This is a genomic window from Roseibium sp. M-1 (assembly GCF_054515675.1).
This window is the reverse complement of the sequence record NZ_CM137257.1, coordinates 5230608-5243136: the sequence shown is the minus strand read 5'-3', so window position 1 is coordinate 5243136 and position 12529 is coordinate 5230608. Positions and strand designations below refer to the sequence as shown.

Sequence of the window (12529 nt, the reverse complement as noted above, 5' to 3'; positions counted from 1 at the left end):
TCGTTCAGAGTTATCTATAAAGACACCCACAACTCACTGGTACTGGATCGGCGCCCCGAGATCCGCCGGTTCGATGCGCGAAACGAAGGCGAGGATGGCTTCCAGGTCGTCGAGCGTTAGCTCCAGCGGCGCGATCGGCGGCGGCCTTGTGATGTCGAAGGGTTCGGTGACGCCGTCTATCATGGTGAAGGACGGATGGGGATTGAGCGAGAAGAACGCTTCGAAACGCCGTTGCCAGTCGGTGAAGCTGCGCATCACGGAAAACGAGGGCGTCGAGCCGATGCCCGAGTGCCGCGTTGCCTCGTTCACGCGGTGGCAGCGGCCGCAATGGAGCACAGCCAGCTTTTCGCCTTCCGTGGCATCGCCCGAGAGAATGACCGGCCCCACATCCTTTTCCTTGGCGAGAGATGCAGTGAAAAGCTGCTTGCCGTTCTCTTCGAAGTCATCGACAGTTCGCCGCCCGATATCGCCCGTCAGCCATTTGCGAAAGCGAACCGCGTGGTCGTTGTCCTTGGCGAGAACGATCAGAAACCAGGTCTCGTCGAGACCGGAAAAAACCGGCGCTCCGTCATTTGCGGCCGAGAGCCCGTCTTTTGCAGCCAGGAGAATGACATCGGCCGCATCTCTTTCGCCGACGAGTTCGATGCGAATGCCGGTCTTCAGCGAAAAGCGCGGCAGCAGAAATTTCAGGAAACCGGTCTCGGCAACCGCGTCGGGCGCGCTTAAGCGGAAGGACTTCGATTGCGCAGTCCCCGGATCGGGCGCAAGCAGGCCTGCAATCAGCCAGGCGGCAAGCGCAAGGATAAGGCGGCAGCCCACGCGCTCCTCCCTCACGGTGCTGACCAGTGCCGCTAGGTTAGGTGCCGAAGGGCCGTACCGTCAATGCAACACAGCCAACAACGGGAAAAGAAGATGAGCGACGATTTCAACATGTCCATGCGAAAGTTCCTGAAGCAGGTCGGTGTGACCTCGCAGCAGGCGATCGAAAAGGCCGTGCGCGAGGCAGGTCCTTCCGCGGGAAAAACCTTCACTGTCAAAGCCGTCGTCACCATCGAGGAACTTGGGCTGGAGCATGTGGTGACCGGCGAGATCGAGGGGCAGGACTGACGTGCCGCTGACGCGCGAAACCGTTCTGAAGACGCTGAAATCCGTGCGCGACCCCGCGACGGACGAGGACCTCGCCGCCTCCGGCATGGTGCGGGCGCTGAAGGTGGCGGACGGCAATATCCGATTCGTTCTCGAAATCGATCCGGGCCGCATCGCCGAGATGGAGGCCCTGAAGCTTGAGGCAGAGGCCAGGCTGAAAAGCCTGGAAGGCTGCGAGAGCGTCCAGATTGTCATGACCTCGCATGCCGATCAGCCTGCACCGCAGCAGGCTGCGGCACCGCCGCCTTCCGAGCCGCAGCCGATCCGCCCCCGGCCGGCGCAGCCCGGCACCGCCGGCCCGCAAAAGGTGCCCGGCATCGCAAGCGTGCTCGCGGTCGCCTCCGGCAAGGGCGGCGTCGGCAAGTCCACCGTCGCGGCGAACCTTGCCTGCGCCCTGGCCGCCGAAGGCCGCAAGGTCGGCCTTCTGGATGCCGATGTCTATGGCCCGTCGCAACCGAAGATGCTGGGCATTTCCGGCCGGCCGACCTCGCCGGACGGCCAGATGATCCTGCCCCTGCGCAATCACGGCGTCACGCTGATGTCCATCGGGCTGATGACCTCCGGCGACGAGGCCGTTGCGTGGCGCGGGCCGATGCTGATGGGCGCGTTGCAGCAGATGATGACCCAGGTGCAATGGGGCGCGCTCGATGTCCTGATCGTCGACCTGCCCCCCGGCACCGGCGATGTGCAGATGACGCTCTGCCAGAAATTCCTGGTGGACGGTGCCATCATCGTGTCGACGCCGCAGGATGTCGCCCTGCTCGACGCACGCAAGGGCATCAGCATGTTCCAGCAGATGCAGGTGCCGCTCCTCGGCATGATCGAGAACATGTCGACCCATATCTGCTCCAACTGCGGCCATGAGGAACATGTCTTCGGCCATGGCGGTGTCGCGGCCGAGGCGGAAAAACTTGGCGTGCCGCTGCTGGCGGAAGTGCCTCTGCATCTCAACATTCGCCTTGCCGGCGACGGCGGCGCTCCGATCGCGGTCAAAACGCCGGACGCCCCCGAAGCCACCGTCTTCCGGCAGCTTGCCGGGCGGCTGATCGCGGAGGGCAAGGCATGAGCGAGCTTCAATTCCCGCCCCTTTTCAGGGGTGAGGCGCTTTCAGGCGGGGCTGACCCGGTCGAACGTGCGCTCGCCCTTGCCATTACCGGCAGCGATCCGGGTATTGTCGTCTACAATTTCGGCGGCGGCCGCCTCAGGGCCGGCATCGTCTTTGCACCGGAAGTGCCCCTGGAAGAAGCGATGGCGATCCTGCCCGTCTGCGGCCTCGGCTTCCAGGCGGCCCTCGGCACCCTCGCCCCGCCGGAAGTTGCCGTGCATCTGGAATGGGACGGCCGTATCCGCGTCAACGGCGCCGTCTGCGGCCGCATGCACGTCAAGGCCGCGACCACCGATCCCCTCGTGCAACCCGACTGGCTTGTGCTGGGGCTCGAACTCGACATGGCGAACAGCTCGAGTGCTCCCGGGCGAGATCCGGACCGGACCTGGCTGTCGGAGGAAGGCTGTGGCGAGATCGGGCCCGAGCAACTGCTGGAATGCTGGACGCGGCACGCGCTCTACTGGATCAACCGCTGGCTGGACGACGGCCCGCGCTCCGTTCACGCCGACTGGCGCGCCCTGGTGCCGAGCCTTGGCGAGCACGTCGAGATCGACGGCCGGAGCGGCACCTTTGTCGGCGTCGACGAGAATTTTGGTATGCTGCTCAGGGATGGCAACGACACGGTGCTGATCCCGCTTTCGAGCCGTCTGGAAAGGTGACCTTGATGAAACTCGCCCGCGCCATCCACCTGGACGACAGCGACCGCAACGTCTTCTTCTCTCCCGCCCGCACCGGCGAATGGTGCCTCTCCGGCGGTTTCGAGTTTTCCGACTGGACGGAAGACGATCTCACCGGCAAGGCCCGCCAGGCCTTTGCCAATGGCTGGCTGGGGCTGGAAACCTTCGGCCGGGTGACCTTTGTCGCCATCACCCCCGTCAGCGAAAGCGAATATGCCGCCCTCGAAGACCGGCTGGCCCGGCATTTCGTCGATCTCTACGGTGCACCCTCCGTCGAGGCCGCCCGCGGCGTTGCGATGGAAGAACTCGCCTATATGGCAGACCTTTGCGAGGAGCATCCGGAAAACACCCTCATCGCTGTCCAGCGGGAGTTGTCGGAAGACGGTGTAAAGGAAAGCTTCCGCACGATTGCAGCGCCGGAGGCGAAGCTCGACATGGTCGCGGTGCATGGGGATACGCACTAAGGGGCGGATAGCTTCCGAACACGGGCGCCAATTTGTGCGCGGAAGTTTCATCCCCCACGACCTCATCCTGAGGAAGCGCGTCCGCGCTGTTTCGAAGGATATGCCACTTGTCCGGGAGTTTGCCGCCAATCCTTCGAGACGGACCCGCGGGTCCTCCTCAGGATGAGGTCGTAAGAGAGGCGAGGACATTGCGTGACAGTGCTCCTCCCCGATCCCTCAAAGCACCACCTCCCCCATGAGCCGCAGCGACGCATAGCCGCCGACCGAACTCCTTGGGCAGAACGCGCCAGCGCACCCCTGTTCGCGCCAGCCCAGTATCGCGCCCACAACAGCTGGTTGTCGCGCCCGGCGCGCCCCGGGTCCGTCGCCTTGCAAGCAAATGCGGGGCTATCCGCTCCCACATCGCTTCACTTAGTTTCTGACGATACATCCATGATGTCCTCCATCCAGCTGTCAGCTTGAATAAGAACAATACCCAAAAGGGAATCCTGAACGTAAACAAAACCTAGTTTTCAAAAATCTTCAGGTACAGCAGCATGAGGAGCGATAGGGCGATTACTATAAGGCCCGCCTTCGCCAGAAAATCTGCCGCCGGGCTGATCTCTCTAACCGGTTTAAGGTGTGCCGGCACATTTGCGGCTTCGGGTTTTCTCAATCCAAATGCATGTCGCGCTGGGACGGACCTACTCGACGGCTCTGGCCTGGACTCCACTGCGCCCCACTGATGAACTTTCCGGTAAAGTTTGCGCTCCCACTGAATAAACGTGCCTGTGTCTTTTCCTGTTTCTTCAGCATCAAGATGAAAATGATCGAAGGTGAGGCTCGTGAATGTGATCTCGTGACTGAACGCATCGGGGATCAGTCGATCAGGCTCGATTTTCCGCTTCTCAGGAGCAACGAATGGATCGCATTCGGCGGAAAGGACTATCAAATGCTTCCTGTTTCGGTCAAAAGTCGCTTGCAGGTATTGGGTTTCAAAGAGCTCCGCGACCGTTTTCTCAAGTTGGTAGTAAAGTTCAGGATGCAACAACAGACTGGCATTAAGACCAGTTTCACCGCTACCGACCCGGTGAACGTAATCTTCCGTTTCGTATTCTTCGAACCGCACGCTGCTTGACAGAGAAACGTACCGATGTTTCGAAATCGAAAAGAGCGGGAGAAGCTCTGCCAGCCAGGCGGAAGGGGCTTCAAGAAATTCGGATAGACTTGAATAGAAACCAAAACGGCTCGGGAAAGTAGGAAACGAGACTCTGTTTGGTTCTGCCACGGCATGAAATGCCAGAAAAAATCGCAGACTTTCGTTTTCTATTGTTTTGGCTTTTCCCGTTTCAACGACAACAGGTGGACGTGCCTTAATTTCCTGCTCTGCCTTGCGGATCTCACGGCCCAGCTTTCCTTCAGCATCGGCGAAACTCAACTGCTTCAACTTGGCGACATCTCTCCTGTCGAGCCTGCCTTGCCGCTGCTTTTCCTCTATATTCTTCAGCGTGAGACGGTCTTTCTGCACCTGCCGCTGAATCAGAGCGACTGTTTCAGGACGTTTAAGAAAGGACGCCAATTCAGGATACCGACAGACGAGCATTCTAAGACGGTATGCCACCGAAAGGTCGTTCGGGACGTCTCCCCGGTCCCTCAAAGCACCACCTCCCCCACCAGCCGCAGCGACGCATAGCCGCCGACTGAAACGCCGGTGACGTCCTTGCCGGACGTTGCCAGCACAGTGCGGATGATGCTCGGCCGGCCCATCTCGACGCCCTGCTCGGCCACTAGCACCGCCTGTCCACCACCTCCGGCCTGGAGCTTTCCCGACCGGAACAGTGCCGAGGCCAGCGCACCGTTGGTGGTGCCGCTGGCGGCCTCCTCCGGATCGCCGACGCCGTGGCAGAGATCGCGCAGGCGCACCTTGGCCTTGCCGAGGGCGGAAGCCGTCTGGCACCAGACGCCGATCGTATCGATGGACCGCTCGTGGCTGAAGCGGCGCAGGCCCTCGTCGTCTGGCCGGATACCGGCCAGCGCGTCCAGCCCGGCAAGCTGCACGAAAACATGGCGGAGGCCTGTCGAAGCGGCCGTGACGCCGAGCACGGCGCTCGCTTCCATACCGAGCAGCGGCGCAATCTCACCTGCGCTCGCATCGTTCAGCCCGAATTTCGGCAGCGGCTGATGCATGGTAATGGCCCCGTCCGCGGCGACGTCGACGCCTATTTCGCCGGCTGACGTCTCCTGCACGAAGGACCCCGGGCCGATGCGCCCGTCCTTGAGCAGGGCGGCAAAGACCGCGACGGTCACATGGCCGCACATGTCCATCTCGGAGCGGGTGGAATGAAACCGGGTCTGGATCCTGTTTTCTGAAATCTGCCTGACAAACCCCGTCGTCGGCGCTCCGAGATCGGCCGCGATCCGCTGCCGGGCTTCCGGCCACAGCGGCGCGTCCTCGTAGACCACCCCGCCGATATTCCCGCCCCGCTCGTCGGCGGCAAAGGCGGCATAGAGGCGGACGGGAAGTGTTTCCATGTTGGTCTCGTAGTCATGAATCCGGGACGGGCATCCGATCATGCAACGGAAGGTGGAGCAACCATGGGTTTGCGTTTTCCAGGGGAAGGCTTGCAGGCCATCGAAGAACCGGTCACTTTCCCCTCACAAATTCGTCACGATGACTGCCCGCCAATTTACTTCCATGTTATCGGCAGCGGGACCACGTATTCGCTGCAACAATATCCTTGTGAGGCTAATGACACCGTCATGAATACGATTACTTCCGGCAGCCGGACCAACGGCGCCCTGCCCGCGATTTCCTTCAATACCCTTGGCCTGATGTTCATCTCAGGCTTCTTTGCCACCAACGCCTTCGACCTCTGGGGTCAGCTCATCAGCCCTGCGCTCGGCTTCGCAACCCTCTCCCCGCACGGGCTTGCCAAGAGCCTGCTTGGCAGCCTCGGACTGCCGAACGGCGATTTCGCCGGTTATTTCGTGCATTTCTATGCGGTCGGCCTGATCGGCTATCCCGTCGGCTGGCTCTTCATCTTCGCGCCCATCTGGCAGCGCATTTTTGGCAACACCCACTGGTTCCTGCCGTCGGCGGTCTACGGCTTCGGCCTCTGGGTCTTTGCCATCGGCGGCATTACCGCCATTGCCGGCCTGCCCCTCTTCCTGAACTTCACCGGCATCACCTGGGTCGCCCTTGTCGGCCATGTGCTCTACGGAATCGTCATGGTGGCGGTACTGCAGTGGATCGGCATGAGGCGGGCGGCTTGAGGAGATAAAACTAGTTTATTTGAGGGAGTGAAAGCCGCCAGATGGCCTCCCCCATCCATCGTCATCCCGGACGCAGCGTAGCGGAGATCCGGGACCGGGGTGCCTGGGACAGGCGACTTAAGCTCGTAACACGCAAAGGCATGTGCCTCCCCGGTCCCGGCTCGCGCTTCGCTTGGCCGGGAGGACGAGGGAGAAGTTGAATATGGGGAACAAAAAAGGCGCGCCGGGTCCCGGCGCGCCTTCCTTATTCAAATCCGGAAGCCTCAGACAGTCCCGCTCTGCGCCTTGTCGAAAATTTCCAGCGCGCCGTCCCTGGTGAGTTCCACCGGGTTGCCGCCGGCCGTCGGATCGACGATGGCCATTTCGGCGATGAGGTCGCGCTTGCTGTCGTCGACATTGAGGCCGGCCAGCGTGTGCGGCACGCCGAGGTCCTCGCGCAGCTTCAGGATGGCGTCGAGGACGCCCTGGTAGCCGCCGGAAATACCGAGGAAGCCGGCGAGACGCTCGAACTTCTGCTCGATGGCTGGTTTGTTGAACTGCAGCACATAGGGCATGAAGACAGCGTTGGTCATGCCGTGGTGGGTGTCGTAGAGCGCGCCGACCGGGTGGGACAGCGAGTGGATGGCGCCGAGGCCCTTCTGGAAGGCGACCGCGCCCATGGCGGCAGCGCTCATCAGGTGGCCGCGGGCTTCGAGGTCAGCCCCGTCGGCGACGACCTTCGGCAGGTTTTCAAAGACCAGCCGCATGCCTTCCAGCGCGATGCCTTCGGACATGGGGTGATACATCGGCGCGGAGTATGCCTCCAGGCAGTGTGCCAGCGCATCCATGCCGGTGCCGACGGTGATGAAGCGCGGCATGCCGACGGTCAGCTCCGGGTCGCAGATGACAACGGCCGGCAGCATCTTCGGATGGAAGATCACCTTCTTGGTGTGGGTCGCTTCGTTGGTTACGACACCTGCACGGCCGACTTCGGAGCCGGTGCCTGCCGTTGTCGGCACGGCAACAATCGGTGCGATGCCGGCGGGATCGGCGCGGGTAAACCAGTCGCCGATATCCTCGAAATCCCAGATAGGCCGGGTCTGGCCGGACATGAAGGCAATCAGCTTGCCCGCATCGAGGCCCGAGCCGCCACCGAAGGCGATGACGCCGTCATGGCCGCCGGCCTTGTAGGCGGCGACACCCGCGGTGATGTTGCTGTCGACCGGGTTCGGCTTGACGTCGGAGAAGACGGCGGCGTTGAGGCCATCTGCCTTCAGGCTCGCGATGGCTTCGGCCACCATCGGCAGGCCGGCAAGGCCCGGATCGGTGACGAGCAGCGGATTGGCCATGCCGGCGGTGCGAACGGCCTTCGGCAGTTCCTTGATGCGGCCGGCTCCGAAACGGACGGAGGTCGGGTAGGACCAGTTGACGGAAGGAAGTGAGCTCATGGGTGTCTCGTTGTCTTGAAACTCGGGTTCTTTAAGGTCGCCACACTAGCTGAGGCAGGCGTCTAACTTCGGCATCGCCCCTTGCGGGGGAGATGTCAGCGAAGCTGACAGAGGGGGGTGACCAGGCTCTGCGCTTATTCCAGTGCCGAATTTTCCGAGGGGCTGGCACCCCCCTCTGTCTCCTTGCGGAGACATCTCCCCCGCAAGGGGGGAGAGGGGAGCAAGTCCAGGTCTCTGGTTTCCGATTGGAGTTCAGAGGGCTGGGCTTGCTCGATCATTCGTCAGTTCGGCCTCAATGCTCCAGGCGGAAGTGGAAGGACTTCGGCCGGGTGAGGTTGTGGAAGCCGATTTCGGAAAGGGCCGCGCCCTTGCCGGTGTCCTTGACGCCGGTCCAGACGAGGGCCGGGTCGAGGTAGTCGCAGCGGTTCATGAAGACAGTGCCGGTTTCGATCCGGTCGCCGATCTCGGCAGCGGCCTGCGCGTCCTCGGTCCAGATCGAGGCGGTGAGGCCGTAGGGGCTGTCGTTCATGAACTGCAGCGCTTCCTCGTCGTCCTTCACCTTCATGATGCCGACGACCGGGCCGAAGCTTTCCTCGCGCATCACCGACATCTGGTGATTGACGTCGGTCAGCACCTGCGGCGCCAGGTACGGCGTGCCGTCCTTGTCGGCCTCGAATTTCGAGGTGTCGATATGGGCCTTGGCACCCTTGCGCAGAGCCTCCTGCGTCTGCTCGCGTACCCACGCTGCGAAACGGGCCTGGGCCATCGGGCCGAGCGTGGTAGCCTCGTCCAGCGGATTGCCGAGCTTGTACTGGCTCGTCAGGTCGACGAAGCCATCGACGAAGCGGTCGAAGAGGCTTTCATGCACATAGACGCGTTCGATGCCGCAGCAGCACTGGCCGGCATTGTAGAAAGCGCCGTCAACCAGGTTCTCGACCGCATAGTTGAGGTCTGCATCGGCGCGCACATAGGCCGGGTCCTTGCCGCCAAGTTCCAGCCCGAGAGATGCAAACGTGCCTGCCAGAGCCTTTTCGATGGCGCGGCCACCGGCAACGGAACCGGTGAAGTTGACATGGTCGACGAGACCAGACCCGAGCAGCTTTTCAGTGCCCTGGTGGGTCAGCACGATATTCTGGAAGACGCCCTTCGGCAGGCCTGCGATCTCGAAGGCCTTGGCAAGGCGCTCGCCGACCAGCAGCGTCTGGGCGGCATGTTTCAGAACGATCACGTTGCCGGCCATCAGTGCCGGCATGATGGTGTTGATTGCCGTCATGAACGGGTAGTTCCACGGCGCGATGACCATGACGATGCCGAGCGGCACGCGGCGCAGGTACCGCTTGAAGCCCGCCTTGTCGGTGCGCTCGATATCGGCAAGGGCGTCCGCGGCAATCTTGGCGCAGTATTCCGTGCGTTCGATGGTGCCGCCCATTTCGCCGCCGAAGCGGACCGGCCGGCCCATCTGCCAGGCGAGTTCCGGCACGACGTCGGCATTCATCGCCTTCAGCGCTTCCAGCGCCTTCAGGCAATAGGCGACGCGCTCGGCGACCGGCAGCGCGGCCCAGCCCGGCTGCGCGGTGCGGGCAGTGGACATCACCTTGTCAACGCCTGCGTCGTCCAGCGCCGGGCGTTCGGCATAGACCGATCCGTCGATCGGGGAAATCAGCTTGATCACATCTGACATTTTGAACCTCTCAGACCGCCTCTGCGGACGGCTTTTTTGAAAGTGGTTGGCTCTGTTGTTTCTGAATGCGTTTCAAACCAACACCTCATCCTGAGGAAGCGCGGCAGCGCTGTCTCGAAGGATGGGCGGCAAACTCGGGAGCAAGCGGCCATCCTTCGAGACGGACCTAGAGGTCCTCCTCAGGATGAGGTGTGTTGGCTGTCATCTTCATCGCCTCTTACGCCCGCTCGAAGCCGCGGGCAATCTCGTAATCGGTGACGACCTTGTCGAACTCTTCCAGCTCCCATTCGGCAGCACGGGCATAGTGGTCGATCACCTGGTCGGAAAACGCATCGCGCAGGAACTTCGACTTGCGCATGGTCTCGCGGGCATCGCGCAGGGTCTGCGGAATCACCTTGGCCTTGCGGGCATCGTAGATGTCGCCGGTCGTTGGCGGATCAAGCTCCAGCTTTTCTTCCATGCCCTTGAGGCCCGCCGCGATCTGCACGGCAAGGGCCAGATAGGGGTTGAGGTCGGAACCGCCGATGCGGCACTCGATCCGGAGCCCTTTGGTGCCCTCGCCGCAGAGCCGGAAACCGGCGGTGCGGTTGTCGATGGACCAGACGGTCTTGGTCGGCGCGAAGGTGCCCTTCTGGAAGCGCTTGTAGCTGTTGATGTAGGGCGCCAGGAAATAGGTGTAGTCGGGCGCATATTTGATCAGCCCGGCCACATAGTGGCGCATCGTCTCCGACATGCCGTGCTCGGCCTTGGGATCGACGAAGACGTTGTTGCCGTCCTTGTCGAAAAGCGACTGGTGCACATGCGAGGACGAGCCGACGCGGGTGTGGTGCCACTTGGCCAGGAACGACGCGGAACGGCCCTTCGCCCAGGCGATTTCCTTCACCGCGTGCTTGGCGATGGAATGATATTCGGCTGTGTCCATCGCCGGCGCATATTTGATGTTGAGCTCTTCCTGGCCGGCCTCGGCCTCGCCCTTGGTGTTCTCCACCGGAATGCCCGCGGCATAGAGGTGGTTGCGCACCGGGCGCATGACATCCTCTTCCTTGGTGGTCTGCAGGATGTGGTAATCCTCGTTGTAGCCGGAAATCGGCTCCAGGTCGCGGAAACCGCTCTTGCGCATCTCGTCATAGCTCTTCTCGAACAGGAAGAACTCCAGTTCGGTCGCCATGATCGGCGTCAGGCCGAGTTCAGCCAGCCTTGCGACCTGCTTCTTCAGCATGGCGCGCGGCGAATGCGGCACGTCCTTGTGGGTGTGATGGTCGAGCACGTCGCACATCACCATGGCGGTGCCTTCCAGCCACGGCACGGTGCGAAGCGACGACAGATCCGGCTTCATGACATAGTCGCCATAGCCGCCGGCCCAGCTGGTCGAGGCATAGCCTTCGACCGTGTACATTTCGAGATCCGTCGCCAGCAGGTAGTTGCAGCAATGGGTCTCATGATAGGCGCTGTCGACAAAATGCTGGGCGTGGAAACGCTTTCCCATGAGACGCCCCTGCATGTCGACAATGCAGGTCAGCACCGTGTCGATCTCTCCGGAAGAGACGAGAGATTTCAGCGCATCGAAGGACAGGTTGCCAGGCATTTTGCGAGTGTTCCCAGGTTAGGCGGATCGTTTGTCTTGGTCCGAAAATCCCGGTCCGGAGGGTTCGCTCCGGACCGGTAGTCATGGCCGCGCCTGCCTAAGGATGGCGCGGCCGGGCCTCTATCAGGAGTAGCGGTAAGGCCGGCCGGCCTTCTTCATGTCCTGATTGTATTTCTTGAAGATCTCGACGACCTTGGCCTTGGTCGGGCTTTCAGCAGCAATCTCGTCCCAGAAGGCCATCGCAGCTTCTTCCACCGTCGCCCATTCGGCATCCGGAATCGAGGTCAGCTCCATCTTGGTGCCATTGACGCGCAGGTTCGCCTCACCGCCCCAGTACCACCACTGGCGATAGTAATGGGAGGCGTCCATGGCCAACTGCAGCATAGCCTTCAGGTGATCCGGCAGCTCGTTCCAGCGTTCCTGGTTGGCAAAGAAGGACCCTGCCCAGGCACCGGAGATGTTGTTGGTCAGGAAGTAGTTGGTCACATCCGCCCAGCCGACGGTGTAATCCTCGGTGATGCCCGACCAGGCAATGCCGTCGAGTTCGCCGGTCTGCACGGCGACTTCGATGTCTTCCCACGGCAGGGTGACCGGCACGACACCGAACTGGGCCATGAAGCGGCCGGCGGTCGGGAAGGTGAAGACGCGCTTGCCTTCAAGGTCTTTCAGCGAGCGGATCGGATCCTTGGTGGCAAAGTGGCACGGATCCCAGGCACCGGCGGAGATATGCTTCACGCCGACCTTGGCATATTCCTCTTCCCAGATTTCCTTCAGGCCATACTGGTTGAACAGCACCGGCACGTCGAGGGAATAGCGGGAGGCGAACGGGAAGTAGCCACCGAAGACGGTGACTTCCGTCGGAGACGCCATTGAGTCGTCGTCGGACTGCACGGCATCGATGGTGCCCTGCTGCATGGCACGGAAAAGCTCGCCCGTCGGCACCAGCTGGTCGGCGGTGTAGAGCTCGATCACCATCTCGCCGTTGGCGGCCTTGTTGAAGGCATCGATATGCGGCTTGATCACATGCTCGGCAAGCGCCGGACCGGCATAAGTCTGCAAGCGCCACTTGATCTGCGTCTGGCCATGCACGGCCGGAGCCGCAAGGGTGGTTGCACCGGCAGCGGCAGCAGTGCCAAGACCGGCTTTTTTCAGAAACTCACGTCTGTTGGTCATCTCAAGTTCCCCTAAGTTT

At 61.9% G+C, this 12529-nt stretch carries 12 protein-coding genes; 5 read left to right on the top strand and 7 right to left on the bottom strand.

What is annotated here, in order from left to right; genetic code table 11:
* Nucleotides 1-33 precede the first annotated feature (33 nt).
* A complete protein-coding gene (locus ACX3M4_RS23770) occupies nucleotides 34-819 on the bottom strand; it encodes a hypothetical protein (RefSeq protein WP_459355445.1) in 786 nt (261 codons plus the stop codon).
* A 93-nt stretch (nucleotides 820-912) separates the two neighbouring features.
* Here ACX3M4_RS23770 and ACX3M4_RS23765 point away from each other — a divergent pair, with 93 nt between their 5' ends.
* The 4 genes from ACX3M4_RS23765 to ACX3M4_RS23750 are packed head-to-tail and all read left to right on the top strand — an operon-like array spanning nucleotide 913 to nucleotide 3392.
* The gene (locus tag ACX3M4_RS23765; RefSeq protein WP_459355444.1) at nucleotides 913-1107 is read left to right on the top strand and encodes a DUF6494 family protein; all 195 of its coding nucleotides are present in this window, start codon (nucleotides 913-915) and stop codon (nucleotides 1105-1107) included.
* Between the two features lies 1 nt (nucleotide 1108).
* The gene (locus ACX3M4_RS23760) at nucleotides 1109-2212 is read left to right on the top strand and encodes an Mrp/NBP35 family ATP-binding protein (protein WP_459355443.1); all 1104 of its coding nucleotides are present in this window, start codon (nucleotides 1109-1111) and stop codon (nucleotides 2210-2212) included.
* Nucleotides 2209-2910, top strand: a complete 702-nt coding sequence (locus tag ACX3M4_RS23755) for a biotin/lipoate--protein ligase family protein (protein ID WP_459355442.1) — start codon at nucleotides 2209-2211, stop codon at nucleotides 2908-2910. Before ACX3M4_RS23760 ends, ACX3M4_RS23755 begins: the two co-directional genes overlap by 4 nt.
* A 5-nt stretch (nucleotides 2911-2915) precedes the next feature.
* A complete protein-coding gene (locus tag ACX3M4_RS23750; protein ID WP_459355441.1) occupies nucleotides 2916-3392 on the top strand; it encodes a DUF6505 family protein in 477 nt (158 codons plus the stop codon).
* A gap of 505 nt (nucleotides 3393-3897) precedes the next feature.
* Here the strand turns inward: ACX3M4_RS23750 and ACX3M4_RS23745 are convergent.
* Together ACX3M4_RS23745 and ACX3M4_RS23740 are read right to left on the bottom strand one after the other, a co-directional pair.
* Nucleotides 3898-4950 carry a hypothetical protein gene (locus tag ACX3M4_RS23745; protein ID WP_459355440.1) on the bottom strand — a complete coding sequence of 351 codons (1053 nt, stop codon included), beginning with the start codon at nucleotides 4948-4950 and terminating at the stop codon, nucleotides 3898-3900.
* Between the two features lie 74 nt (nucleotides 4951-5024).
* Nucleotides 5025-5903, bottom strand: coding sequence for a PhzF family phenazine biosynthesis protein (locus ACX3M4_RS23740; protein WP_459355439.1), 879 nt, complete (start codon nucleotides 5901-5903; stop codon nucleotides 5025-5027).
* A gap of 228 nt (nucleotides 5904-6131) precedes the next feature.
* On the opposite strand from ACX3M4_RS23740, the gene ACX3M4_RS23735 reads away from it, so the two are divergent.
* Nucleotides 6132-6644, top strand: a complete 513-nt coding sequence (locus tag ACX3M4_RS23735) for a hypothetical protein (protein ID WP_459355438.1) — start codon at nucleotides 6132-6134, stop codon at nucleotides 6642-6644.
* Between the two features lie 263 nt (nucleotides 6645-6907).
* Here the strand turns inward: ACX3M4_RS23735 and ACX3M4_RS23730 are convergent, their stop codons facing one another.
* The 4 genes from ACX3M4_RS23730 to ACX3M4_RS23715 form a co-directional block, all read right to left on the bottom strand.
* A complete protein-coding gene (locus tag ACX3M4_RS23730) occupies nucleotides 6908-8071 on the bottom strand; it encodes an iron-containing alcohol dehydrogenase (protein ID WP_459355437.1) in 1164 nt (387 codons plus the stop codon).
* A gap of 292 nt (nucleotides 8072-8363) precedes the next feature.
* Nucleotides 8364-9752, bottom strand: a complete 1389-nt coding sequence (locus ACX3M4_RS23725; protein WP_459355436.1) for an aldehyde dehydrogenase family protein — start codon at nucleotides 9750-9752, stop codon at nucleotides 8364-8366.
* A 217-nt stretch (nucleotides 9753-9969) separates the two neighbouring features.
* Nucleotides 9970-11337, bottom strand: coding sequence for a glutamine synthetase family protein (locus tag ACX3M4_RS23720; RefSeq protein ID WP_459355435.1), 1368 nt, complete (start codon nucleotides 11335-11337; stop codon nucleotides 9970-9972).
* A 123-nt stretch (nucleotides 11338-11460) separates the two neighbouring features.
* On the bottom strand, nucleotides 11461-12510 hold the full coding sequence (locus ACX3M4_RS23715) for a TRAP transporter substrate-binding protein (RefSeq protein WP_459355434.1): 1050 nt from the start codon (nucleotides 12508-12510) through the stop codon (nucleotides 11461-11463).
* Between the last annotated feature and the right edge of the window lie 19 nt (nucleotides 12511-12529).

Excerpts from the sequence above, each read along its gene's own strand:
- ACX3M4_RS23765 (WP_459355444.1), top strand. The coding sequence starts at position 913 with ATGAGCGACGATTTCAACATGTCCATGCGAAAGTTCCTGAAGCAGGTC.
- ACX3M4_RS23755 (WP_459355442.1), top strand. The coding sequence starts at position 2,209 with ATGAGCGAGCTTCAATTCCCGCCCCTTTTCAGGGGTGAGGCGCTTTCA.
- ACX3M4_RS23750 (WP_459355441.1), top strand. The coding sequence starts at position 2,916 with ATGAAACTCGCCCGCGCCATCCACCTGGACGACAGCGACCGCAACGTC.
- ACX3M4_RS23740 (WP_459355439.1), bottom strand. The coding sequence starts at position 5,903 with ATGGAAACACTTCCCGTCCGCCTCTATGCCGCCTTTGCCGCCGACGAG.
- ACX3M4_RS23735 (WP_459355438.1), top strand. The coding sequence starts at position 6,132 with ATGAATACGATTACTTCCGGCAGCCGGACCAACGGCGCCCTGCCCGCG.
- ACX3M4_RS23730 (WP_459355437.1), bottom strand. The coding sequence starts at position 8,071 with ATGAGCTCACTTCCTTCCGTCAACTGGTCCTACCCGACCTCCGTCCGT.
- ACX3M4_RS23725 (WP_459355436.1), bottom strand. The coding sequence starts at position 9,752 with ATGTCAGATGTGATCAAGCTGATTTCCCCGATCGACGGATCGGTCTAT.
- ACX3M4_RS23720 (WP_459355435.1), bottom strand. The coding sequence starts at position 11,337 with ATGCCTGGCAACCTGTCCTTCGATGCGCTGAAATCTCTCGTCTCTTCC.
- ACX3M4_RS23715 (WP_459355434.1), bottom strand. The coding sequence starts at position 12,510 with ATGACCAACAGACGTGAGTTTCTGAAAAAAGCCGGTCTTGGCACTGCT.